Source organism: Sphingomonas melonis (assembly GCF_013409985.1).
In the GTDB taxonomy this organism is placed as follows: domain Bacteria; phylum Pseudomonadota; class Alphaproteobacteria; order Sphingomonadales; family Sphingomonadaceae; genus Sphingomonas; species Sphingomonas melonis_A.
Genome location: NZ_JACCBY010000005.1, coordinates 1 through 24,385, shown reverse-complemented (window position 1 = coordinate 24,385; position 24,385 = coordinate 1). Strand labels below are relative to the sequence as shown.

At 70.1% G+C, this 24,385-nt stretch carries 14 protein-coding genes, 1 tRNA gene and 1 pseudogene; 9 read left to right on the top strand and 7 right to left on the bottom strand.

The window, feature by feature from the left end:
* Positions 1 to 13: 13 nt before the first annotated feature.
* From HD841_RS15345 to HD841_RS15335, 3 genes are all read right to left on the bottom strand, one after another.
* Positions 14 to 2,587: a beta-mannosidase gene (locus tag HD841_RS15345; RefSeq protein WP_179509774.1), complete on the bottom strand. Its 2,574-nt coding sequence runs from the start codon at positions 2,585 to 2,587 to the stop codon at positions 14 to 16.
* The gene (locus HD841_RS15340; RefSeq protein WP_179509773.1) at positions 2,584 to 4,923 is read right to left on the bottom strand and encodes a beta-N-acetylhexosaminidase; all 2,340 of its coding nucleotides are present in this window, start codon (positions 4,921 to 4,923) and stop codon (positions 2,584 to 2,586) included. The genes HD841_RS15345 and HD841_RS15340 overlap by 4 nt, the downstream gene beginning before the upstream one ends.
* A gap of 208 nt (positions 4,924 to 5,131) precedes the next feature.
* The gene (locus tag HD841_RS15335; protein ID WP_179509772.1) at positions 5,132 to 7,936 is read right to left on the bottom strand and encodes a TonB-dependent receptor; all 2,805 of its coding nucleotides are present in this window, start codon (positions 7,934 to 7,936) and stop codon (positions 5,132 to 5,134) included.
* A gap of 429 nt (positions 7,937 to 8,365) precedes the next feature.
* Between HD841_RS15335 and HD841_RS15330 the strand changes: the two genes are divergently transcribed.
* The 7 genes from HD841_RS15330 (at position 8,366) to nagE (ending at position 19,357) form a co-directional block, all read left to right on the top strand.
* Positions 8,366 to 9,142, top strand: coding sequence for a copper homeostasis protein CutC (locus HD841_RS15330; RefSeq protein ID WP_179509771.1), 777 nt, complete (start codon positions 8,366 to 8,368; stop codon positions 9,140 to 9,142).
* Between the two features lie 76 nt (positions 9,143 to 9,218).
* On the top strand, positions 9,219 to 9,956 hold the full coding sequence (locus HD841_RS15325; RefSeq protein ID WP_179509770.1) for a GntR family transcriptional regulator: 738 nt from the start codon (positions 9,219 to 9,221) through the stop codon (positions 9,954 to 9,956).
* A 40-nt stretch (positions 9,957 to 9,996) separates the two neighbouring features.
* Positions 9,997 to 11,016, top strand: coding sequence for an SIS domain-containing protein (locus HD841_RS15320; RefSeq protein ID WP_179509769.1), 1,020 nt, complete (start codon positions 9,997 to 9,999; stop codon positions 11,014 to 11,016).
* The gene (nagA, locus tag HD841_RS15315; protein WP_179509768.1) at positions 11,013 to 12,149 is read left to right on the top strand and encodes an N-acetylglucosamine-6-phosphate deacetylase; all 1,137 of its coding nucleotides are present in this window, start codon (positions 11,013 to 11,015) and stop codon (positions 12,147 to 12,149) included. The genes HD841_RS15320 and nagA overlap by 4 nt, the downstream gene beginning before the upstream one ends.
* Positions 12,146 to 15,061 (top strand): beta-galactosidase GalA, encoded by a 2,916-nt coding sequence (galA, locus tag HD841_RS15310; protein ID WP_179509767.1) that lies wholly within the window; start codon positions 12,146 to 12,148, stop codon positions 15,059 to 15,061. Before nagA ends, galA begins: the two co-directional genes overlap by 4 nt.
* A 94-nt stretch (positions 15,062 to 15,155) precedes the next feature.
* On the top strand, positions 15,156 to 17,648 hold the full coding sequence (gene ptsP / locus HD841_RS15305) for a phosphoenolpyruvate--protein phosphotransferase (protein ID WP_179509766.1): 2,493 nt from the start codon (positions 15,156 to 15,158) through the stop codon (positions 17,646 to 17,648).
* On the top strand, positions 17,645 to 19,357 hold the full coding sequence (nagE, locus tag HD841_RS15300) for an N-acetylglucosamine-specific PTS transporter subunit IIBC (protein WP_257015641.1): 1,713 nt from the start codon (positions 17,645 to 17,647) through the stop codon (positions 19,355 to 19,357). Before ptsP ends, nagE begins: the two co-directional genes overlap by 4 nt.
* A 12-nt stretch (positions 19,358 to 19,369) precedes the next feature.
* Here the strand turns inward: nagE and HD841_RS15295 are convergent, their stop codons facing one another.
* On the bottom strand, positions 19,370 to 19,912 hold the full coding sequence (locus HD841_RS15295; protein ID WP_179509765.1) for a pseudouridine synthase: 543 nt from the start codon (positions 19,910 to 19,912) through the stop codon (positions 19,370 to 19,372).
* Between the two features lie 158 nt (positions 19,913 to 20,070).
* Positions 20,071 to 20,955, bottom strand: a complete 885-nt coding sequence (locus HD841_RS15290; protein WP_257015640.1) for a sigma 54-interacting transcriptional regulator — start codon at positions 20,953 to 20,955, stop codon at positions 20,071 to 20,073.
* Between the two features lie 220 nt (positions 20,956 to 21,175).
* On the opposite strand from HD841_RS15290, the gene HD841_RS15285 reads away from it, so the two are divergent.
* Positions 21,176 to 21,249 (top strand) — tRNA-Gly (locus HD841_RS15285).
* An 896-nt stretch (positions 21,250 to 22,145) separates the two neighbouring features.
* On the top strand, positions 22,146 to 23,582 hold the full coding sequence (locus HD841_RS15280) for an NAD-dependent succinate-semialdehyde dehydrogenase (RefSeq protein WP_179509764.1): 1,437 nt from the start codon (positions 22,146 to 22,148) through the stop codon (positions 23,580 to 23,582).
* A gap of 210 nt (positions 23,583 to 23,792) precedes the next feature.
* On the opposite strand, the gene HD841_RS15275 is transcribed toward HD841_RS15280, so the two are convergent.
* Both HD841_RS15275 and HD841_RS15270 read right to left on the bottom strand, forming a co-directional pair.
* Positions 23,793 to 24,185, bottom strand: coding sequence for an MAPEG family protein (locus tag HD841_RS15275; RefSeq protein WP_179509763.1), 393 nt, complete (start codon positions 24,183 to 24,185; stop codon positions 23,793 to 23,795).
* Between the two features lie 99 nt (positions 24,186 to 24,284).
* Positions 24,285 to 24,385 (bottom strand): annotated as a pseudogene (locus HD841_RS15270) (IS5-like element IS711 family transposase); the annotation flags it as partial.

Below are 24,385 nucleotides of genomic sequence, written 5' to 3'. Positions count from 1 at the left end.
GCGCGCGCAGCCATCAGCGCGCCAGCGTCCTGAGCGTCGGGGTCTGCTTGCCGGTAAGCGTCACCGTGATGCTTTCGCCGGGGAGCAGGTCGAAGCCGTTGTCGGACGCCTGTCCGGGGGTGTCGCCCATATCGATCATCACCGCGCGGGCGAGGTTGGTGGCGGTGATCGTCGCGCTGTCGCCCTGACGGCGCAGCGTGAGGCCGGGATCGGGATAGGCCATGTCCTTCGGCACGAGGCGCTCGACGATCGTGCGGCTGACGGTGCGGCCGTCGACCAACAGTTCGGCGACGGCATAGCTTTGCGCCGGCGCGGCGCTGCCGAACAGATCGGCGTCCGCGACGGTGGCGACGGTGGCGGCCGACAGCGGGGCGAGCGTTGCCGCTTCCTCGCGCGTCGCCAGCGTCGCGCCGCGCATGTCGCGGACGGTCAGCCGCCAGCGCGCGGCCTGCGGCGTCGTCGCGTCGGAGACGAGCACGACACGGGTCGCGCCATCCTTGTGCTCGGCGACGATCGCCTGCGGGGCGAAGAAGCGCTTCGCCTCATATTGCAGCAGCTTCCACTGGCCGAGATGGTCGATGCTCGCCCAGCTCACCGACGGCCAGACGTCGTTGAGCTGCCAGAACAGCGAGCCCATCGTCACCGGCCGGCAGGCGCGGTGGTGGCGCGCGGCGAGGCCGATCGCCTGCGCCTGATTGACCTGCGTCAGATAGACGAAGTCGGCGAAATCCTTCGCCGGGCGCAGCCGCTGGTCGAGATAGAGCTGGAGGCGGGCGTTGCCCTCGCCGGAGAGGAACTTCTGGTGCGCCTTCATCACCGCGCTGTCGGCGGCGAGCGGCCCCGGCCCGGCGAAGTCACGGATCGTCGCCATCGTCGGCATCGACTGGAAGCCGTATTCGGACATGAAGCGCGGGCAATGATCGAGATATTGCTCGACCGGCTTGGAGCCGGACCAGACGTCCCAGAAATGGCGGTCGCCGTTGGCGTCGGTATCGGTCGGCCCTTCATAGTCGGTCGAGGGCGAGCCGGGCATATAGGGCGTGCCGGGGCTGTTGCGGGTGACCGCGTCGCGCAGCACGCGGTCGAACAGCACCGCCATGCCGGTGCCGATCCGCTCCTGCTCGTCGGGGCCGACCGCGGTCTTGAACGCCTTGCGATCGGACCAATTCTCCCAGCCCGACAGCACTTCGTTGTTGCCCGCCCAGATGACGATCGAGGGATGATCGCCGAGCCGCGTGACCTGTTCGTCCGCCTCGATGCGGACGTTCTCGCGGAACGCCGCGCCGGGCGGCGTCACCGACCCGCCGAACATGAAATCCTGCCAGACCATCAGGCCCATGCGATCGGCCATCTCGTAGAAGGCGTCGTCGAGATAATAGCCGCCGCCCCAGACGCGGATCATGTTCATATGCGCGTCGCGCGCACCGGTGAGCAGCGACTGCATTTCGACGCGGTCGACGCGGGCGGGGAAGCTGTCGAACGGGATGAGGTTGGCGCCCTTGGCGAAGATCGGCGTGCCGTTGACGATGAAGCCGAACGCGCCGGCGCGGCGGTCGAGCGCCACGGTGCGCAGGCCGATGCGGCGCTGGCTGCGGTCGGACTCGGCGCCATCGACGACCAGGCTGGTGGCGACGGTGTAGAGCAGTTGCGCGCCATAGCCGACCGGCTGCCAGCGCTGCGGCGCGGCGACGGTGAGCGGGATGGCGACGGCGTTGCTGCCGGGCGCGACCGCGACCGGGCGGTCGATGGTCTGCGCGGTGCCGTCGGGCGCGGTGAGGAGGGTGCGCAGCGTGACCGTTTTGGCGCGGTCGGCGACGATCGTCGCGCGGGCGGTGAGGCGCGCCTCGGCGTCGTTGAGCGCGTCCTGCTCGACGCGCAATGTGTCGATACGCGCTTCGTCCCACGCCTCCAGCCGGGCGGGGCGCCACAGGCCGATGGTGACGATGCGCGGGCCCCAGTCCCAGCCATATTGGTATTTCGGCTTGCGGATATAGGGCGAGGTCTGGCGGTCGCCGGGATCGTCCTTGAACGCCGACACATATTCGCCGGGCAGCGGATGCTTTTCGGCGAGGACCAGCGGCGCGAGCTGCTTGATCGGCGAGGCGATGGTGACGAGGATCTCGTTGGCGCCGGCCTTGAGCAGCGGCCGGGCGTCGGCGCGCCAGCGGCGATGCGCATTGTCGGCGGAGAGCAGCACCGTGCCGTTGACGCGGACGGTGGCGAAGGTGTCGAGACCGTCGAACACGAGGTCGAGATGGTCGCGCGCGAGCATGGCGGGGGTGACCGACAGGCGGGTGCGGAACTGCCAGTCGGACAGGCCGACCCACTGGATCGCGCCTTCGTTGGTGCCCTTGAACGGGTCGGGGACGCGCCTGGCGGCGATCAGATCCTGCTGGACGCTGCCGGGAACGCGGGCGGGAAGCCAGCGCGTCTCCTTGGGATGCGCCTTGGCGGCGGCGGTGTCGGCCGGATCGAGCCGGACCTGCCAGCCCTGGTCGAGCGGCACCGCTTCGCGCGGGGCGGCATAGGCCGGGGACAGCGCGAGCAGCGTCAGGGTGAGCGGGGCGAGGCGGAGAGCGGGTGTCACTGGTGGGGCTCCGTCAGTTGCACGCGTTCGACCGCGTAGAGGGGGTCCGATACCGGCGAGGTGAATTGCAGGCACAGGTCGGGGTCGCCGCCGCGCCGGGCGACCGGCGCGGTGAGGCGGAAGCGGTTGGGCGCAATCGCCGGGTCGGGCAGCGGGAAGGTCGCGACGACCGGCGGGCGTGGGCCATCCTTGACCGGGCAACCGGCGGTGACGACCAGCTCGCCATAAGGCGTGACGTTGTAGTGCGTGCGCAGCCGGGTGGCATCGTGCGCCAGGCCGAAGGGGCGCGGTAGGCGCGCGACGTCGAGCGTGATGCCGCTCGCGAGATCGAGCGGCGCGGCGGGATAGACCGAGCAGGTGTCGAACAGGTCGATGTTGAACGCGGGGGCGTCGGCGGTGGCGTCGGCGGTCAGCGGCACGCGCAGTGCCAGCGAGCCCTGCGGGCAAGCGGTCAATTCGCTGTTGCCGCGGGCGAGCAGCGCGGCGCGGCCGGTGGAGAAGGCGCGCGGCGCGGCGAGCGGCGTTCCGGTGCGGTCGAAGGCGGCGGCGCGGATCGTCGCGCCGGGGGGCAAGGTCAGCGGTGCGGTATAGGCGCGCGAGCGGGGCGTCGGATCCTTGCCGTCGAGCGTGTAGCGGATCGTGCCGAGCGGTGCCTGGGTGGCGAGCGCCACGGTCACCCGGCCGGCGCGCAGCGCGTCGCCGCGGCGGCCCTGCACCGTGTAGCCGACCGCGAAGGCGCTGTCGGCGACCTCCAGCCCCGAGCGGCGCCAGCGCGCGATCTGCGGCTGGACGCGTTGCACGAAGCCCGGGAAGTCGCGCGCCGTCTTGGCCGACCAGGTGATCTCGGCAAGCGCGGCGGCGCGGGGAAAGATCGCATGCTGGACCTGCGGTGCGGTAATCAGATACTCGCTGAATGCATTGCCCTGCGCGCCGAGGACATGGGCCGCCTTGTCGGCGGCGATGCCGGCCGGCATCGGTTCGTAGCGGTAGAGGTCGGCGAGCGTCTGGACGGCGAGACGGCCGGGCGGCTCGTCGTCACGGTTGCTCTGCGAATTGTCGAGGTAGAGCGTCGGGCCGGGCGACAGCACGACATCATGGCCGCGCGTCGCCGCTTCGACTGCGCCCTTGTCGCCACGCCACGACATCACCGAGGCGGACGCCGGCAGTTCGCCCTCCAGGATTTCGTCCCAGCCGATCAGGCGCCGGTCGTGCTTGGCGAGATAGGCGGCGAGCTGGTCGATCAGCCAGCTCTGCATCTGCATCTCGGTCTTGAGACCAAGCGAGGCCATCTGCGCCTGCACCTGCGGCGCGCGTTCCCACTGATCCTTGACCGCCTCGTCGCCGCCGAGGTGGATGTACGGACTGGGGAAGACCGCGAGCAGTTCGTCGAGGATGTCCTCGACGAAGCGCACCGTCTCGGGCCGCGGGTTGAGCAGATAGGGGTTCACGCCCCAATCGTGGCCGACCGGCGGGCGGTCGCCGAGCACGCCATGTTCGGGATAAGCGGCGACCAGTGCCTGCGCATGGCCGGGCAGATCGATCTCGGGCACGATGACGATGCCGCGTTCGGCGGCATAGGCGACGAGCGCGCGGAGCTGGTCCTGCGTGTAGAAGCCGCCGACGCGCGGGCCGGGGGCGCCGCCGGCCGACGGCGGGGTGCGCCATGCGCCGATCCCGGTCAGCTTGGGATAGCGTTTCACCTCGAACCGCCAGCCCTGGTCGTCGGTCAGGTGGAGGTGGAGCGTGTTCAGCTTCACCGAGGCCATCTGGTCGACGATGCCCCGCAGGACCTCGACCGGCTGGAAGTGGCGCGCGACATCGACGAGCAGCCCGCGCCAGGCGAAGCGGGGCGCGTCGGTGATGGCGAGCGCGGGCACCGCGACCGCGCGGCCATAAGCGCGATCGGGGCTGAGCAATTGGGCGAGCGTCATCGCGCCATGGACGAGGCCGCGGTCGCCCGAGGCGGTGATGCGGATGCCGCGCGCGTCGACGTCGAGGCGATAGGCCTCGTCGCCGCCGACGGCCGCATCGCGGACGAAGCGGATCGGCGCCTCGCCCGCGACCGGCGTCAGCGTCAGACCGCGCTCGACGCGGACGTGCGCGGCGAGCAGCCGTGCGGCGGCCTGCGCGCCTGCGTCGCCGGCGGGAGTGCCGAGCCGGGCGCCGTCGGCGATGGTGAAGCTGCCGCTGGCGCGGGTCACCGTCTGCGGCATCGGGACGAGGGGCAGGGCGGCTGGGGTGGTTGGGGTGGCCTGGGCGGCGGCGGTGGCGGCGGCCGGCGACAGCAGCGCCAAAACGCCCCCGGCGATGGTCGCGAAACCGGCATGCTCCCTCATGACAACCCCTTGGTCCTGTTTTGGTATTCATGGTATCTTGCAGGACCGATCCCGCGCCGTCCATGCCTGACGCACAAAAAAGACCCCGGTCATCGCAAGGCGATGCCGGGGCCGAGGAGCCGGAGCGCCCCCAAGGGGGAGGGCGATCGTCGGGGAGAAGGAACCGGAGGAGCCGGACCAGGTCCGAACCGGTATTACCAGCCGAACGTTACATTCTGAAGGACAGCGCCGCGGCGAACGTCCGCCCGTTCTTGTAGAAGGCGGTCGGGCGATCGGGCGTCGCGCTGTACTGGCGATAGGTCGAGTCGAGCAGGTTCTGCGCGTTGACGCTGAGCACGATGCCCTTGGTGAGGTTGAGCGAGGCCGACGCATCGAGCTGGCTGTAGGGCGCGACCATCTCGCGCGAGCCGAGCCGGCCGATCGTGCGGAAATAGCTCGTCCGGTAATTGTAGCTGACCCGCGCCTGGAACGGCCCCTTCTCGAAATAGGGGATCACGTTGACGGTATGCTTCGAAAGATAGGGCAGGTTGAGTGCCGCCCCGGTCACGTCGACGTTCGACGTGGTGCTTTCCTGGTAGGAATAGTTGGCCTGCAAGCCGAAACCGCCCCAGATTTCGCTCTGCGCGGAGACGAGGGCGCCGTTGACCTTCGCCTTGCCGCCGTTGACCGGCTGGTTGATGTTGTAGACCGACGGCCCGCCTTCGAGCGAATTGAAGAAGGTTGCGCTGTTGCGGATGTTGATGATGTAGTTGGCGATCTCGCGGCGGAACAGCTCGACCGCGAGCAACGTGCCGGCGCGCGGGTAGAATTCCGCCGTCAGTTCGTAATTGGTCGATTCATACGGCTTCAGGTTCGGATTGCCGCCGCCGCCATCGCGCGTGACGTTGTTGAGCGACAGCGACGCGGCCAGATCCTCGTAGCGCGGCCGCGAGATGACCTTTGCGATCGCGCCGCGAACGAGCAGCTTGGGGGTGATCGAATAGGCGATATTGAGGCTGGGCAGGAACTTGAGATAGTCGGTCGCGGTCCGGGTCGGGATCGGGGGAACATTGTCGCCGCCGCTGACCGAGGTCGAGAAGTTGGACACGTCGCGCGTGTATACCAGCCGCCCGCCGATGTTGCCGCGCAGCCCGCCCTGATCGAAATTGGCCTGGGCATAGGAGGCGATCACCGTCTCCTCCACCTTGGTCGACGCGGCGACCTTCGGGGTCAGCGGGGTGTTGATCGCGTTGGCGAGGATGTCGATCACCGACTGCTGCGGCAGGTTGAGGTATTTGGTGGCATTGCCCATGCCGCCGCTGCCGTCGAACGTGCCATCGGGCGTGGCGAGCGCGGTCACGCCGAGCTGCGGCACGGTGAGCGACTGGGTGAGATAGGTGTTGATGCCGCGCGCATCGATCCGGTTGACGTGATCGGTGACGCGGCTGCCGAGCAGGATCTCGGTGAACGGGCCGAAGCCGACGGGGATGGTGGCGTCATAGCCGCCGAAGATGTCGCGATCGGTGGTGACGCCGAAATCCTGGCCGCCGATCTGCGCCGCGGTCAGTGCCGCGCCGTTGATGATCACCGGCCGGCCCTCGATCGTGGCGGGGGTGTTCTTCGGGTTGGTGAAGTAATTGGCGGGATCGGTCGGATCGCCGACGTAGTTCACCGTCGCGGTGTCGTTGGTGAAGGCATAGCTGTACGGCAGCCTGGTCTGCACGTTGAACAGATATTCCGGATTGCGGCCGCCCCTGGCCTTCGACCAGCCGCCGGCAAAGCTGACCTTGGCGCCGCCGTCGCCCTCCCAGTCGGCGAACAGGTTGAGGTTGTCGGTCTTGAGCTTGGTGTGGCGGACCAGGGTGTCGAGCTGCGACGCCTGCTGCGTGGCCGCGCCGAAGCTCGCCGCGGTGACCACGCCGTTGCTGATCGTCGCCGATTGCAGCACGTCGCCGGTCCATGCGCCGGGGATCGTGTACATCGACTGGCTCGAATTGTCGTAATTGCCCTCGATATGCGTGCCGTTGAGCGTCAGCGTCAGCGCCTTGCTCGGTCGGTATTGCGCCGTCGCGGACACGCTCTTGCGCTGCCGCTGCTGCTGGAAATAGGCATAGTTGATGCCGAACGGCGATGCCGCCTTGTAGAGATCGGCGATCGTGCCGCCGTTGATCGTCGCGCCGGGGCTCTTGAGGCTGAGCGTGCCGTCGGCGGCGCGGTTGACGAACGGGCTGTTGTAGGTGCCGTCGGCATTGGGTGCGACATTGTCATAGCCGAAGAATTCGACGCCGGCGCGGGTCAGGTTCTGCTTGTCGTAGGTGCCCGCGACGAGGATGCCGAACGTCTCGTCGGCGTTGCGCCAGCTGTACAGGCCCGAGGCGCGGACGTTCCCCTTCTCGGAACGATCGTTGTACGAATAGCCGCCCGAGGCGAAGATCGAGTTCGCGGGCAGGTCGAGCGGGCGGCGGGTGCGGACGATCACGGTGCCGCCGAGGCTGCCTTCCTCGATCCGCGGTTCGGGCGACTTGTAGACCTCCAGCCGGTCGACCAGTTCGGGGGCGAGCAGCGAATAGTTGAAGGTGCGGCTCGACGGATCATTGTCGTTGCCGCCCCAGTCGGCCGAGGCGAGCGCATGGCCGTCGAGCAGCATGCGGTTGAGCGCCGGATCGGTGCCGAGGATGGCGACCTTCTCGCCCTCGCCGAAGCGCCGGTCGATGCTGACGCCGGGGATGTGCGAAAGCGATTCCGCGACGTTGCGGTCGGGGAATTTGCCGACGTCTTCCGAGGTGATGACGTCGACCACCGCATTGGCGTTGCGCTTGACGCTGATCGCCTCGCGCAGGCTGCCGCGATAGCCGGTGACGACGATGTCGCCGTCGGGCGTGTCGGCCGCCGCCGGCGTGGCCTGTTCGGCGGCTGCCGGCTGTGCCTGCTCCGTACTGCCCGGCGGGGTGGTCGTCGGTGCGGTCTGCGCCTGGGCGCTTGCGGCCGACAGGCTGAGCGCGGTGGTCGCGAGAATCGCGTGGCGGAGGTGCATAAGGTTCAGTCCCCTTCGCGGAACACGCCCGGCTGCGTGCCCCCCAATCCCAAACTGTCGCATGCGCCGGCGACAGGCGTGGCGGACCCGCCGTTGCGGCATCGTCCGTCTATGCCGGATAAGGTATAACCAATGTAAACCAATCGCCGCAGCGAAATGTGTCACATTTGTTTCTAAAACGGGGTGAGTTGTGCGGGATGGGGTAGGCGCCGCTCGGTCCGGGGCGGGGCGGCGATGTGGTAATTCTTCGCCCGATCAATGGTTTGTATCAGGACGTCGATCGAAACCGCGCACCGGCGCCTGGTCTGGTGACCGGCATGCCAATCCGCGTCCCCGCAGCGGTTCGCGACGATCAAGGGTTGCGATATGCCCGTAAAGCCGCTTTCCCGCGCGTGATCGCATGCCGTTTCGGATTGTCGGAGGAAGAACATGGTCGCGTCTGCCGGTGCTGGCGATCCCCCGCGGATCGCGCTGGAAGTGTGCGTCGAATCGCCGGAAGGGGCGGCGGCGGCGATCGCCGGCGGGTGCGACCGGATCGAATTGTGCGCGGCGCTGGCGCTCGGCGGGCTGACGCCGTCGGCGGGGCTGGTCGAGGCGGTGCTGGCGGTGGCGCGGCCGGCGGGCATTCCGGTGCGCGCGATGGTGCGGCCGCGGCAAGGCGGCTTCGACTATGACGCGGCGGACCTGGCGCTGGCGCAGCGCGAGGCGACAGCATTGCTGGCGGCGGGCGTGCAGGGGCTGGTGTTCGGCGCGACGCGGGGCGGGCGGCTCGACCGGGAGGCGCTGGCCGCCTGGCGTGCGGCGCTGCCGGCCTCGCCCATCGGGTTGACGCTGCATCGCGCGATCGATGTGGTCGACGATCCCGTCGCGGCGGTGGAGGAGGCGGTGGCACTCGGTTTCGACCATATCCTGACCTCGGGCGGCGCGCTCTCCGCACCGGCGGGCGCGGCGACGATCGCGCGCATGGTCGAGCGGGCGGCGGGGCGGCTGGTGGTGATGGCGGGCGCGGGCGTCGCCCCGGGCAACGTCGCCGATCTCGTCGCGGCGACCGGGGTGCAGGCGGTCCATGGCTCGGCGAGCGAACCGGCCGCGGCAATCGATCCGGGGCGGATCGACTTCGGCCCGCTGCCGCGGGTGACGAGCCGTCGGCTGGTCGCACAACTGCGGCAGGTGATTGACGACAAGTCCAATCTAAGACAATTGTAGGGCAAGGCGCCACTGGCGCCGCTCTGCGAGCCGTGGCACCCCTTGACGCCACAGGCAGCAGAACAGGGAGTGAAGGATGAGTTTCGTGAGCCGGGTGGGGCGTTTTCGTGCCGACAATCCCTCACCGCTCTATCTCCAGCTGCAACAGCTCATCCGCGACGCGATCGGCGGCGAGGTGATCACGCGCGGCGATGCCATTCCGGCCGAGCGCGATCTCGCGGTCGAATATGGCGTATCGCGGATCACCGTACGCAAGGCGATCGAGGGGCTGGTCGAAGAGGGGCTGCTCACCCGCCGGCGTGGCGCGGGCACCTTCGTCGCCGGCCGCGTCGAGAAGAATTTCAGCAAATTGTCGTCGTTCACCGAGGACATGATCGCCCGCGGGCTGGTGCCGAGCAGCAGCTGGGTATCGCGCAGCGTCGGCACGGTCAGCCCCGAGGAAGCGATGGCGCTGGCGCTGTCGCCGAGCGCGCCGGTGTACCGCTTCCAGCGGCTGCGCTTCGCCGACGAGGTGCCGATGGCGCTGGAGGTGGCGACGATCGCCGGCTTCTGCCTGCCCTCGCTCGAAGCGGTCGACGCGTCGCTCTACGCGGCGCTGACCGAGGCGGGGCATCGTCCGGTGCGCGCGTTGCAGCGGCTGCGCGCGGTGCCGTTCGGCACCGACCATGCGCGGATGCTCGGCGTCGATCCGGGGTCGCCCGGATTGCTGATCGAGCGGCGCGGTTTCCTGCGCGACGGCCGTGCCGTCGAATTCACCCGATCCTATTACCGCGGCGACAGCTACGATTTCGTGGCCGAGCTCGCCGATAGCTGACACACGCCCGGGGGCCCTGATCCAAGTGACGACCGATACGATGACGGGCACGCTGATGCGCGCCGAGACGCTGGAGGCGGGAGCGACCGTCGCACGGCTGGTAGCGCGCAACGCCGAGGCGCTGCGCGCGCTCGGCGAGCGGCTGCGCGCCACGCCGCCCGACGTCGTGGTGACCTGCGCGCGCGGATCGTCGGACCATGCGGCGATGTACGGCAAATATCTGATCGAGACGCTGATCGGCGTGCCGGTCGCCTCGGCTGCGCCGTCGGTGGTGTCGCTGTTCGATGCGCCGGTGACGACGCGGCGGGCCTTGTGCATCGCGATCTCGCAATCGGGGCGCAGCCCGGACCTGCTCGCCACCGTCGAGGCCTATGCCAAGGCGGGCGCCGAAGTCGTCGCGCTGGTCAATGACGAGACGTCGCCGCTCGCCGAGATGGCGGACACGCTGCTCGCGCTGAGCGCCGGACCGGAGCGGTCGGTCGCGGCGACCAAATCGTGCATCGCGGCGATGGCGGGGCTGGCGGCTTTGGTCGCGGCCTGGTCGGGCGACGAGGCGCTGACCGCGGCGGTGGCGGCGCTGCCCGAGCAACTGGAACGGGCGGTGGCGCTCGACTGGAGCGCGGGCGTCGAGCCGCTCGCCGCGGCGAAGCAGATGTTCGTGATCGGCCGCGGCTATGGCTTCGGCGTCGCGCAGGAATGCGCGCTCAAGCTCAAGGAAACCTGCCAGGTGCAGGCCGAGCCGTTCAGCGCGGCGGAGGTGCGGCACGGACCGATGGCGATCGTCGGCGAAGGCTTTCCGGTGCTGGCGCTGGCGACCTCCGACGCGGCGGGCGACGACGTGATGGCGGTGGCGGAAACCTTCGCCGGGCGCGGCGCGACGGTGCTGTCGGCGCATGCCGGCGATGCACGCGCGAACCTACCCGCGCTCGACGCGCATCCGGCGGTGCAGCCGATCCTGATGCTGGCGAGCTTCTACGGCCTCGCCGAGGCGCTGTCGCGCCGGCGCGGGCTCGATCCCGACACGCCGCCGCACCTCGCCAAGGTGACGCGCACGCTATGAGCGAGGCATATCGGTTCACCAACGGTCACGTCGTCGTGGCCGATGCGGTGTGGCGCGGCGCGGAGATCGTCGTCAGCGGGGACCGGATCGCATCGATCCGCCCGCTCGACGGGGAGGCGCGCGATGCGGTCGACCTCGACGGCGGCTGGCTGATGCCCGGCTTCATCGACACGCAGGTCAACGGCGGCGGCGGCGTGCTGTTCAACGACGAGACCAATGTCGATGGCGTACGCGCGATCGCCGAGGCGCACGCGCGCTATGGCACCACCGCGCTGCTGCCGACGCTGATCAGCGACACGCCCGACCGGATCGCGCTCGCGCTCGATGCGGTGGACGATGCGATCGCGGCGGGCGTCCCCGGCGTGGTCGGCGTCCATATCGAGGGGCCGTGGCTCAACGTCGCGCGCAAGGGCATCCACGATCCCACGCGCTTTCGCCTGCTCGACGCCGAGATGGTCGCGCTGCTCACCCGGCCGCGCCGCGGCAAGGTGATCGTGACGCTGGCGCCCGAACTGGCGCATATCGATGATATCGCCGCACTCAGCGCGGCGGGGGTGCGGGTCAGCGCCGGCCATACCGAGGTCGGCTATGACGGCGCGCTGGCGGCGTTCGATGCGGGCCTCAGCGGTATCACCCATCTGTTCAACGCGATGCCGGCGATGGTGCAGCGCACCCCCGGTCTGGTCGGCGCGGCGCTCGACGATCCGCGGCCGTGGTGCGGGCTGATCGTCGACGGCGTCCATGTCGCGCCGGCGGTGCTGCGCATCGCGCTGCGCGCGCGCGGCATCGAGCGGATGATGCTGGTCACCGACGCAATGTCGTCGGTCGGCGCCGAGGTGAAGGATTTCGTGCTGCAGGGCCGGCAGATCCGCGTCCGCGACGGCATCTGCTCCTATGAGGACGGCACGCTGGCCGGCTCGGACCTCGACATGGCGGCGGCGGTGGCCAATGCGATGGGCATGCTCGGGCTGGGGCCGGCGGTGGCGGCGCGGCTCGCGGCGGCCAATCCGGCGGCGTTCCTGGGGCTGGAGGCGGAGCGCGGCACGCTCGCCGTGGGCCTGCGCGCCGATTGGGTGCAACTGACCGCGGCGATGGCGCCGGTCGCGACGACCATCGGAGGACGACAGGTATGACGATCGACCGGCGGCAGCTTCTCGGGTCCGCCGGCGCTGGTCTGACGCTGTCCCTGCCGGGCGCCGCGCTGGCGGCGCCGGCCAGCCGCTACGGCGCGCTGCCGATGCCGGCGCCGGTCGACGGTCTGTTGCCGCCGCTGCCGCTCGGCGATGCGACGCGGATCGGCTTCGATCAGGGCTGGCGGTTCCACGAGGGCGACATCCCCGTGCCACCGCCGACGACGCATAACGAGACCTATCTGCGCGCCAAGGCCGGCAACGCCAGCGGCGCCGCGGCGATGGACTATGACGACAGCGAATGGCCGACGGTGACGCTGCCGCACGATTGGGCGTCGTTCCAGCCGTTCGTCGAGACGGCGAACGTCGCGCAGGGCTATCGGCCGCGCGGCATCGGCTGGTATCGCCGCAGCTTCCGCCTCGATCCCGCCAGCCGCGGCCAGTACCTGGAATTGCAGTTCGACGGCATCGCGACCAACGCGACGATCTGGGTCAACGGCAGCGTCGTCGCGCACAATTGGTCGGGCTATAGCAGCGTCTATATCGACATCACGCCGTTCGCGCGGTTCGGCGACGAGAGCAACGTCGTCGCGATCCGCGTCGATGCCGAGGCGATGGAGGGCTGGTGGTACGAAGGCGCCGGCCTGTACCGCCACGCCTGGCTGGCGACGCGCGCGCCGGTGTCGATCGTCACCGACGGGGTGCATTGCGACCCGCGGCGGGGCGCGGATGGCGGCTGGACGGTGCCCGTCGCGGTGACGATACGCTCGACCGAGGCGGCACCGGTAACGGTACGGGCGGTCGCCAGCCTGATCGATCCCGACGGCCGCACGATCGCGACCATCGCCCTGCCGCCGGTGACGGTCGCGCCGCTGGACGAGGCGGTGATGCAGGCGGTGATGCCGGTCGCTGCGCCGCGCCGCTGGTCGGTCGAGACGCCGACGCTCTATACGGTCGCGGTGACGCTGGAGCGGGACGGCGCCGTGGTCGATCGCCGCCGGGTGCCGATCGGCTTCCGCACGATCCGTTTCGACGCCGACAAGGGGCTGTTCGTCAACGACACGCCCGTCAAGCTGAAGGGCGTGTGCATCCACCACGACCATGCCGGCGTCGGCGTCGCGTTGCCCGACGGCCTGCTCGCCTGGCGGCTCGAGCGGCTCAAGGAACTGGGCTGCAACGCGATCCGCTGTTCGCACAATGCGCCGCCGGTCGCCTTCCTCGACCTGTGCGACCGGATGGGGTTCCTCGTCATGGACGAGAACCGCAACTTCAATCCCTCGCCCGATTATATGGCGCAGCTCGAATGGCTGGTGCGGCGCGACCGCAACCACCCGAGCGTCATCCTGTGGTCGGTGTTCAACGAGGAGCCGATGCAGGGCACCGCGGCGGGCGTGCAGATGGTGCGGCGGATGGCGGCGGCGGTGAAGCGGCTCGACGACAGCCGGCCGGTCACCGCGGCGATGAACGGCTCGTTCTTCAATCCCGAGAACGTCTCGAGCGTCGTCGACGTCGTCGGCTTCAATTATTATCCGGGCGACTACGACAAGTTCCACGCGCTCAACCCGACCAAGCCGATGACCAGCTCGGAGGATACCAGCGCATTCGAGACGCGCGGCGCCTATGCGACGATCCCCGACCAGCACATCCGCTCGTCGATGGACGACGATGCCGCCGGCTGGGGCGAGACGCATCGCAAGGGCTGGGCGGCGATCGCCACGCGGCCGTTCGTCGCCGGCGGCTTCGTGTGGACCGGGTTCGACTATCATGGCGAGCCGACGCCGCACGTGTGGCCGACGATCGCCAGCTTCTTCGGCATCCTCGACCTCTGCGGCTTCCGCAAGACCGCCTATGACATCCACCGCGCCGGCTGGATCGACGATACGGCGGTCATCGGCCTCGCCCCGCATTGGACCTGGCCGGGACGCGAGGGGCAGCCGGTGCCGGTGCTCGTGCTGTCCAATGCCGAGCGGATCGTGCTCAAGCTCAACGGCCGCGTCGTCGGCGAGGCGGCGGTCGACCGGTTGATGGGCAACAGCTTCACCGTGCCCTATGCGCCCGGCACGATCGAGGTGATCGCGATGTCCGGCGGGCGCGAGGTGGCGCGTGCCGGGCATGAGACGGCGGGGCCGCCGGTCGCGCTGCGGCTGACGCCGGCGCGGCGCGCGATGGCGGGCGACGGCGAGGACGTGCAGCCGGTGACGATCGACGCGGTCGACGCGCGCGGGCGGCATGTGCCGACCGCCAATCTGCCGACGCGCTTCACCGTCGCCGGCGCGACGATCATCGGTGTCGGCAACGGCGATCCCAACAGTCACGAATCCGAGAAGGGCGACAGTCCGACCAGCGGCGTACGGTCGCTGTTCAACGGGCTGGCGCAGGTGATCGTGCAGGCCGATGCCGATGGGCGGGGCCGCATCACCTTGCGCGCGACCGCGCCCGGGCTGAAGCCGGCGAGCCTGACCATCGATCGGCTGGCGGCGCAGGCACGGGCGCAGGTGGCGCCGCTGGCGCCGGTGCGGACGATCGACGACTGGCGGCGCTCGCCGCTGCTGCCGGCGCGGCCCGATCCGTCGCTTGCGCCGGCGTCCGACGACAACAACAGCTGGGCCTTCGTGCGTGGCGGCACCCCGACGCCTGCCGAGGCGCAGGGTGGCTGGCAGGTCTATCGCGCGCGCGTCACGCCGGTGCGCGCGGTCGCGGCGCGTGGAGGACGGATCGTCTTCGCGGCGGTCGCCGGGCGTGCCGAACTGTGGGTCGACGGGCGCAAGCTCGCCGGCAAGACCGTCGCGGCAACCGCGCCGATCGAGGCGGTCCTGCCGCCGGGCGGCGGCGAACGGACCATCGTGCTGATCGTCGAACCGGAGGCGGGACGGCCGTCCGGCCTCGTCGGCGGGGTCAGCATCCGCGGCGCCTGACGCGCACCGTCGTGTGTAATGGTATTCAATAGGTATTGTCAGCAGGTTAGCGTGCGATACACTGCGCGGGAGACCGGCCAGAGGTGAGTGACGAATGACGGATGTGCAGTTGGTGGCGCCGCTCGCGGGATGGGTCCTGCCGCTGACTGCCGTTCCCGACCCGGTCTTTGCCGAAGGGATGATGGGGCCGGGGCTGGCGATCGATCCCACCGGCGATACGCTGCACGCGCCCTGCGACGCGCAGGTGCTCACCATTCATGCCGCCGGCCATGCGGTGACTTTGGACGTCGGCGGCGGCGTGTCGCTGTTGATCCATATCGGGGTGGATACGGTGAAGCTCGGCGGGCAGGGGTTCACGCCGCTGGTCGCGCCGGGCGACCGCGTGCGCGCCGGGGACCCGCTGATCCGCTTCGACCTCGATGCCGTGGTGCAGGGCGCGGCGTCCGCGGTGACGCCGGTGATCCTGGTTGAGGGCGAAGGAACGATCGAGGCGACCGCCGGCGAGGGGCTGATCGCGATCGGCGCACCGCTGGCACGGATCCGGGTAGGCACGCCGGCGGTATCCCAAGCTGGCGCACGTGCCGGCGAGACGCTGCGGCGCGAGGCGGTGGTGCTGCTGCCGCACGGCCTGCATGCCCGGCCCGCGGCGCGGATCGTCGCGGCGGTGCGCGACAGCGGCGCCGAGGTGACCCTGACCAGCGGTGACGAGACGGCATCGGCGACCAGCCCGATCGCGCTGCTGTCGCTCGGGCTGGCGCAGGGCCGCCGCGTGACCATCGAGGCGCGTGGCGCGCACGCCGCGGCGGCGATCGACGCGGTGGTGGCGCTGCTCACCGCCGAGGTCGATGCCGCGACCCCTGCACCCGCGCCCGCCCCGCGGCCGGTCGCAGCGCGCGAGGCGGAAGCCGGTGCGCTGCTCGGCGTACCCGCGGCGCCCGGGCTGGCGATGGGGCCGGCCTTCTGGTTGCGGCTGGAGATGCCCGAGCTGCCGACGATGGGCGAGGGCGTCGCGATCGAACAGGCGCGGCTGGCAAGCGGCATCGCCGCGGTGGCGGCGGCGCTCGATACGGCGGCGGCGGGACCGGGGCAGATAGGCGGCGTGCTCGCCGCGCACCGCGCGATCCTCGACGATCCCGATCTGCGCGGGCGCGCCGAGGCGGCGATCGCCAACGGCATGGCGGCGGCGGCGGCGATGATGACCGCGGCCGAAGGGCAGGGGGCACAGCTCCGCGCGACCGGCAATGCGCGCATCGCCGAGCGCGCCGACGATATCCGCGACGTCGCGCTGCGCGTCGTCCATGCGATCCTCGGCACGAAAGCGGCGGCGCTGACCGTGCCGGCGGGGGCGATCGTCCTCGCCGACGACCTGCTGCCCTCGCAACTCTCGGCGCTGGCGGCGGCGCGGGTCGCCGGCTTCGCCGTCGTCGGCGGCGGTCCAACGTCGCACGTCGCGATGCTCGCGGCGGGCATGGGCGTGCCGATGGTCGTCGCTTTGGGCGAGCCGGTCCGCGTCGTGGTCGACGGCACGCTGGTGATCCTCGACGCCGATGCCGGCGCATTGATCGTCGATCCGCATCCCGATCGCCAGGCGCAGGCGCGCGCCGCGATCGCCGTCCGCGCCGAAGCGGAGGCGGCGGCACTGGCGGCGGGGGACCGGCCGGCGGCGACCGCAGACGGACAGGCGATTCATGTCTTCGCCAATCTCGGCTCGGTCGCCGATGCCGAGGCGGCCGCTGCGGCGGGTGCGGAAGGTTGCGGCCTGCTCCGCACCGAAATCCTGTTCCTCGACCGGTCGGTCGCGCCCGATGTCGCCGAGCAGGCGGCGGATTATCGCGGTGTCGTCGCGGCGCTGCCCGGCCGGCCGGTGGTGATCCGGCTGCTCGACGTCGGCGGCGACAAGCCCGCCCCCTATCTGGCGATTCCGCATGAGGAAAATCCGGCGCTCGGCCTGCGCGGCATCCGCGTCTCGCTGGCGCGGCCGGAGGTGCTCGATACGCAGCTGCGCGCCATCCTGGCGGTGCCTGAGGTCGAGCGCTGCCGCATTATGGTGCCGATGGTCGCCAGCATCGACGAACTGCTCGCGGTGCGCGAGGCGCTCGACCGGCTGCGTGGCGAGCTCGGCATCGGGCCGGTGCAGCTCGGCGCGATGGTCGAGACGCCCGCCGCCGCGGCGACCGCCGACCTGATCGCCGCGCATGCCGATTTCCTGTCGATCGGCAGCAACGACCTGACCCAATATGTGCTGGCGATGGATCGCGGCAATCCGACGGTCGCCGCCGGCATCGACGGGCTGCATCCGGCGGTGCTGCGGCTGATCCGCATGACCTGCGACGGCGCTGCGACGCGCGGCGTGCCGGTCAGCGTCTGCGGCGGACTTGCCGCCGATCCGCTCGCCGCACCGATCCTGGTCGGGCTCGGCGTCGGCACGCTGTCGGTGCCGCCGGCGCGCGTGCCCGCCACCAAGGCGCTCGTCGCCCGCCTGACCATGGCGGCGGCACGTGCCCATGCCGATGCCGCGCTCGCCGCGGCGACCGCCGCCGAGGTGCGCGCGCTCGCCCGCCGTTTCGCCGAGGAGATCAGCCGATGACCCGCCCCGCCTCCCGTTTCTCGGTGATGAGCTTCCTCCAGCCGCTCGGCCGGGCGCTGATGCTGCCGATCGCGGTAATGCCGATCGCCGGCCTGATGCTGCGGCTCGGCCAGCCCGACCTGCTCGACATCGCCTTCCTCAGCGCCGCCGGCGATGCGATGTTCTCCAACCTCGGCCTGCTGTTCGCGGTCGGCGTCGCCACCGGCTTCGCGCGCGACGGCAACGGTGCCGCGGCGATGGCCGGCGTGGTCTGCTACCTCGTCTCGGTCAACGCCGCGCAGACCTTTCTGATCGTGCCCGCCGCCACGCTCGCCAACGTGCCCGCGGCGCTTGCCGCCGGCGTATCGGCGGCGTGGAAGACCGCGGCGATCGACCGGCTGGAGGTGCCGATCGGCATCGTCTCCGGCCTTGTCGGCGGCGGCTTCTACAATCGGTTCGCGACGTTCAAGCTGCCCGATTACCTCGCCTTCTTCGGCGGGCGGCGGTTCGTGCCGATCATCGCCGGCATCGCCGGGCTGGTCATCGCGCTGGTGCTCGGCCTCAGCTACGGCACGATCAACGCCGGCATGGACGCGCTCAGCAACGGCGTCGTCGCCGCCGGCGGTTTCGGCCTGTTCGCCTTCGGCCTGCTCAACCGGCTGCTGCTCGTCACCGGGCTGCACCATATCCTCAACAACGTCGCTTATTTCGTGGTCGGTGACTATCAGGGCAAGACCGGCGATCTGACGCGCTTCTTCGCGGGCGATCCGACCGCGGGCGGCTTCATGAGCGGCTTCTTCCCGGTGATGATGTTCGGCCTGCCCGCCGCCTGTCTCGCCATGTACCACGCGACCGCGCCCGACCGGCGCAAGGAAGTCGGCGGCATGCTGTTCAGCCTCGCGCTGACCTCGTTCCTGACCGGCGTCACCGAGCCGATCGAGTTCAGCTTCATGTTCCTCGCGCCGGTGCTCTACGTCATCCACGCGCTGCTCAGCGGACTGGCCGAGGCGATCATGAACGCGCTCGGCGTCAAGCTCGGCTACGGCTTTTCCGCCGGGCTGTTCGACTACGTGCTCAACTACGGCAAGGCGACGCGGCCGCTGATGCTGCTGCCGGTCGGCGCCGCCTATGCGCTGATCTATTACACGCTGTTCCGTTGGGCGATCGTCCGCTTCAACCTCCCGACCCCCGGCCGCGAGGCGCCCGAGGCGACGCCCGCCGGCCCCGCGGTCGCCGCCGACGCCAAGGCGGCGGCGTTCGTCGCCGCTTTGGGCGGCGCGGCGAACCTGCGCGGCATCGACGCCTGCGCCACCCGGCTGCGGCTGGCGGTGGCGGATGCGCAGGCGATCGACGAGCCGCGGCTGCGCCAGCTCGGCGCGCGCGGCGTGCTGCGCCCCTCGGCGACCGCGGTGCAGGTGATCGTCGGCGGCATCGCCGACGGGCTGGCGATGGAGATGCGCGCGGCGCTCGACGCCGGCGATGCCGGTGGTCCGGCCGCGAGCCCCGCGGCTACGGCGGCACCCGTCGAGGCCGCGCCGGTCGCGCTGCCCGCGGCGCTGATCGCGGCGCTCGGCGGCGATGGCAATGTCGGTGCGGTGAGCCGCCACGGCGGTCGTCTGCGCATCGTCGTCGCCGATCGTGCGCGGGTCGACGACGCGGCACTGGGCGCGGACGTGCGCGCCGTCGCCTGGCCCAAGCCCGACGTGGTGCACCTGCTGATGCCGGCCTGAGCCGGCGTCGGCTCAGCCGGCGATACGATGCTGCCCCGGCGGCAGGTCGGCGAGCGTCCACGCGCCGATCTGCCAGCGCACCAGCCGCAGCGTGGGGTGGCCGACCGCCGCAGTCATCCGCCGCACCTGGCGGTTGCGGCCTTCGCGGATGGTGAGCGACAGCCAGCAGTCGGGGATGTGCGCGCGCACCCGGATCGGCGGATCGCGTGGCCAGAGCGCCGGGTCGGCGATCCGCTCGACCTCTGCCGGGCGGGTCGGCCCGTCGTTGAGCGTGACCCCCTCCCGCAGCCGCGCCAGCGTGGTCTCGTCCGGCTCGCCTTCGACCTGCACCAGATAGGTCTTGGCGAGCTTGAACCGCGGATCGGCGATCCGCGCCTGCAGCCGCCCGTCATCGGTAAGCAGCAGCAGCCCCTCGCTGTCGCGATCGAGCCGACCCGCCGGATAGACGCCGGGCACGTCGACATAGTCCGACAGCGTCGCGCGCGTCGTCGGCGATCCGCGGTCGGTGAACTGGCTGAGCACGCCGAACGGCTTGTTGAACAGCACGAGGGTCATGGCATGCGGTTATCGGCTGGCGCGGTGCGTGTCGATGATCGTCGTCGCATCGACGCGGCGGCCGGCCAAGCCGGATCGACATCCACTTCTTTTCCTCCCCCCTGGCGGGGGATGAGTTCTCTCCAGGGTGCGAATGTCGATCCGCGCCGGGACAGCCATCAGCGAAGCCCCATGCGATCCATTTTCTTGAGCAGGCCGACACGGGACAGGCCAAGTTCGCGCGCGGTGTGGGTGTGGTTATGCCCGGTCCGCGCGAGCGCCTCGACGATGCGGCGGCGTTCAAGCGCGGCAACCTCGTCCTCCAGACTTTGCGGCGCGGCGGGCGGGTGCGCAGCGGCGGGCTGCGGTGTGTCGCCGACCGCGAACGTGAGGTCGGCGGCGGTGACGATCGTACCCGCCGCACTCGGGATCGCCAGCGCCGCGGCGCATTCCACTGCCGCGCGCAGTTCCCGAACGTTGCCGGGCCATGCCCGGCCCGCCAGCCAATCCATCGCGTCCGGAGAGAAGCTGGCCCGGCCATCGCTCGCTCGCCGCAGGAACAGCCTCGCCAGCAGCGGCACGTCGGTGGCGCGCTCGGCCAGCGACGGTGTGCGCAGTACGACGCCCTTCAGCCGATAGAACAGGTCTTCGCGGAAGCGGCCCTCCGCCACCGCGGCGGCGAGGTCGCGATGGGTCGCCGCGACGATGCGGACGTCCGCCTCGCGCGGGGCGCGGGCGCCGACCGGCTGGTAGCTGCCGTCATTGAGGAAGCGGAGCAGCTTGACCTGCATCGCCGCCGGCATCTCGCCGATCTCGTCGAGGAACAGCGTGCCGCCATGCGCGGTTTCGATCAGGCCGGGCCGGTCGGCGGTGGCGCCGGTGAAGCTGCCCTTCAGATGGCCGAACAATTCGCTTTCCAGCAACTCGGCCGGGACCGCGCCGCAATGGATCGGCACCAGCGGCCGGGCGGGGCGGGGCGCCCTTGCTGCGCCAAGCGCATGACAGTGGAGTCGATCAATGCCGTATCGGCCTCGCGCAAGTCGAGGCAAACACCTGCGTGACATCCACGGAACCTCCGCCACGCGGCTGATGACCGATGTGAGCGACGAGGAGATCGCCGACGTCATGTGCCGGTCGACCGATGAGGTCCGGAGATGCGGACGATCTACGTTGACGACCACGCCAGGAATGTGGCACTCGGCCGTCGGATCGCACGCGGGTCTGTGCACCGGATTGTAAGCCGGTGCCCGACGGCCGGTCCGAACAGCGCTCAGTCGTTGTTGTGCGGGTGTAGCTCAATGGTAGAGCAGAAGCTTCCCAAGCTTACGACGAGGGTTCGATTCCCTTCACCCGCTCCATGCTCCCTCCTGCGAAGCGGCTCGAACCCTGGTAGGAGCGGGGGCAATGTCCGATTTTGGCGGAGAGCGGAATGGCGGCTTCGGCGGCTGAAGCGCGATAGCTGCCGTTCCGCCCCATGCGAACCTGGGCTTGCAGCCCGGCGGCAGGCACGTTCCTAGGTGGCGCTTAAGTGGTTGTGATGCTTAGGCCACCTTTGGTCTGCTCAACGCGCCTTTCCTTGAAGCTGTAAGATAACCCCCTAGTGAGCGCTTCCTTCTCAGCGTGACTGAGATCAGTGCTGCTGTACTCAGCTGGGACGGTGAAGCTCAGCTGAGCTTTGCCCTTCGGCAGCGTCTTAGTGCTCGAAACTTTCAGCGAGTGTGCCGAAGTCGCTTGAGATACGGAAAACCGTGCAACCTCATCCGCGGGGCCGGCGACGGTAATGCTCCTCTCCACGATCGTAGATTTCGCTCCGGCATCGCTGCAACCCGTAGCCAACATGATGAATGGAATAACGACGCTTAGTCTGGGAATTGTTCTCATGGTTATCCCCCTTCAAACCCAGAATGAATGGCGGATCACTAATATGCAAGCTGTTGTCGAATGCTTGGTGGTGATGATCGGCCCGGCGTCAAGAGTGTATAGACCCGCTCCTTAAGGCCACGGTTAGGCGTCGCGCACATGAACAGTGTCCGCTTTGAGGAGCACCCGAGGCGCACCTCGGCGGCTAAGAGTGGCCGGTACTGGCCACCGATAAGCGGCAGCGGACGTTTCCCCTCAGTCGCGCGCTTTCACCCCGCGCCGCGCGCCACTACATAGCCGCCGTTGTCCGTGGCGTCGCCGGTGGCACCGGCGTCGTCGCGGCCGTTCGTCCTGCCGCGCGGTGGGGCCTCACGCCTGACGAAAGCGAGTCGATATGACCGATACCTCCTACGATACGCGCCTCGGCCTGTTCATCGATGGCGAGTGGATCACCACCGGCCGCGAGACGCAGGCGGTGCTCGATCCCGCGACTGGCCGCACGCTCGGCGAGCTGCCGTTGGCGACGCCGGCCGATCTCGACCGCGCGCTGGAGGCGGCGGATCGCGGCTTCAAGACGTGGCGCGCGACGCCGCCGCAGGAGCGGGCGGCGGTGCTGTCGCAGACCGCGGCGCTGGTGCGCGAGCGCGCCGAGCTGCTCGCGCGGCTGGCGACGCTGGAAGAGGGCAAGCCGTTCGCCGAAGCCAAGGGCGAGGTGATGGCGACCGCGGCGCTGCTCGACTTCCATGCCGGCGAGGCGGTGCGCATCTATGGCCGCGTGCTGCCGCGGCCGGTCGGCACGCGTTCGCTGGTGCTGCATCAGCCGGTCGGCCCCGTCGCGGCGTTCTGCGCGTGGAATTTTCCGGTGATGAACCCGGTGCGCAAACTGTCGCCGGCGATCGCCGCGGGCTGTTCGGTGATCCTGAAGCCCAGCGAGGAGACGCCGGGCGCCGCCGTCGAGATCCTGCGCTGCTTCCAGGACGCGGGTCTGCCCGCCGGCGTCGCGCAGCTGGTGTTCGGCGTGCCCGACGCGGTGTCGCGCCAGCTGCTCGCCTCGCCGGTGACGCGCAAGCTCAGCTTCACCGGGTCGGTGCCGGTCGGCAAGCATCTGCTGAAGCTCGCCGCGGATACGGTGATGAAGACGACGATGGAGCTGGGCGGCCATGGCCCGGTGCTGGTGTTCGACGATTGCGATCTGGAACGGACGCTCGACACGCTGGTGCAGCACAAGTTCCGCAACGCCGGCCAGGTCTGCGTCGCGCCGACCCGCTTCCATGTCCAGCAGGGCATCTACGAGCGGTTCGCCAAGGGCTTTGCCGAGCGCACCGCCGCGCTGAAGGTCGGCAACGGCCTGGAAACGGGCACGCAGATGGGGCCGATGGCCAATCCGCGCCGCCCGGAGGCGATCGCCGGGCTGATCGACAATGCGATCGGCGCCGGTGCGCGATTGCTGACCGGCGGCGCGCCGGGGGAGGGCGATGGTTTCTTCTTCACGCCGACGGTGCTCGCCGACGTGCCGCTTGCCGCGACGGCGATGAACGAGGAGCCGTTCGGGCCGGTCGCGCTGATCGGGTCGTTCGCCAGCGTCGACGATGCCATCGAGGAGGCGAATCGGCTGCCCTATGGCCTGGGCGCCTATTGCTTCACCGAGAACGGGCGCTTGCAGAATCGGCTCGGCGACGAGATCGAGGCGGGGATGGTCGCGATCAACACCGTGCGGCTGAGCTGGGGCGATGCGCCGTTCGGCGGGGTCAAGGACAGCGGCTTCGGGTCGGAGGATGGCCCGGAGGGGATCGCGGCGCATCTGATCACCAAGGCGGTGCATATCGCCTGATGCCGACGGGCGGGGCGTGCCGGTCGGCGGGCCCCGCTGCGATCTGCTTAAGCCGGATCGACATTCAAGTTTTGAATTCCTCCCCGCCAGGGGGAGGTGGCGCGGCGAAGCCGTGACGGAGGGGGAGGTAAGCGACGTCTTGTGTGGCGTTCCCCCCTCCGTCATGCCTTCGACTGGCGGGGGAGGAATTGGGCTGAACGTCGATCCCGCCTAGAAGAAGCGGATCAGCATCAGCAGCAGGCCGAACATCGCCGCGACCCAGACGAGGCTGCGCACATAGGGCACGCCGAGCAGGTAGAGCGGGATATAGACGATCCGCGCGACCAGCCACAGGATCGCGCCGGTCGCGCCCAAGCCGCCGGTCTGGCCGGTCACCGCCAGCCCGAGCGCCAGCGCGACGAAGGCGGGATAGGTTTCCTGATAGTTCGCCAGCGCACGCGCAGCGCGGCCGGCGAGCGGACCGAGCGGCTTGTCGTCGGCACCATCGCGCGGGCCGGCGTTCCAGGCGAGGCCGCGATCGTGCGTCGCGGTCTGGCCCTGCAACAGGACGTGGACGACCAGCAGGATAACGGACACGCCGAGGATCGTGAGTTCGGTCGGCATGACGGGCGCTCCCTAACGTTGCGCGGGGAGAACGGCGGAACGGGCCGGAAGGTCCGGCCCGTCCGCGAATGGCCGCTCCGCCCTAGGTGCTGTCTGCATTCATGCTAGCCAGATCATGGCACATGCGAGATGGACGAAGCCCATGAAGGCGGAAATGGTCTTCTCGCATCGCAGGGCGATACGGCGGAAGCGTTTGAGCC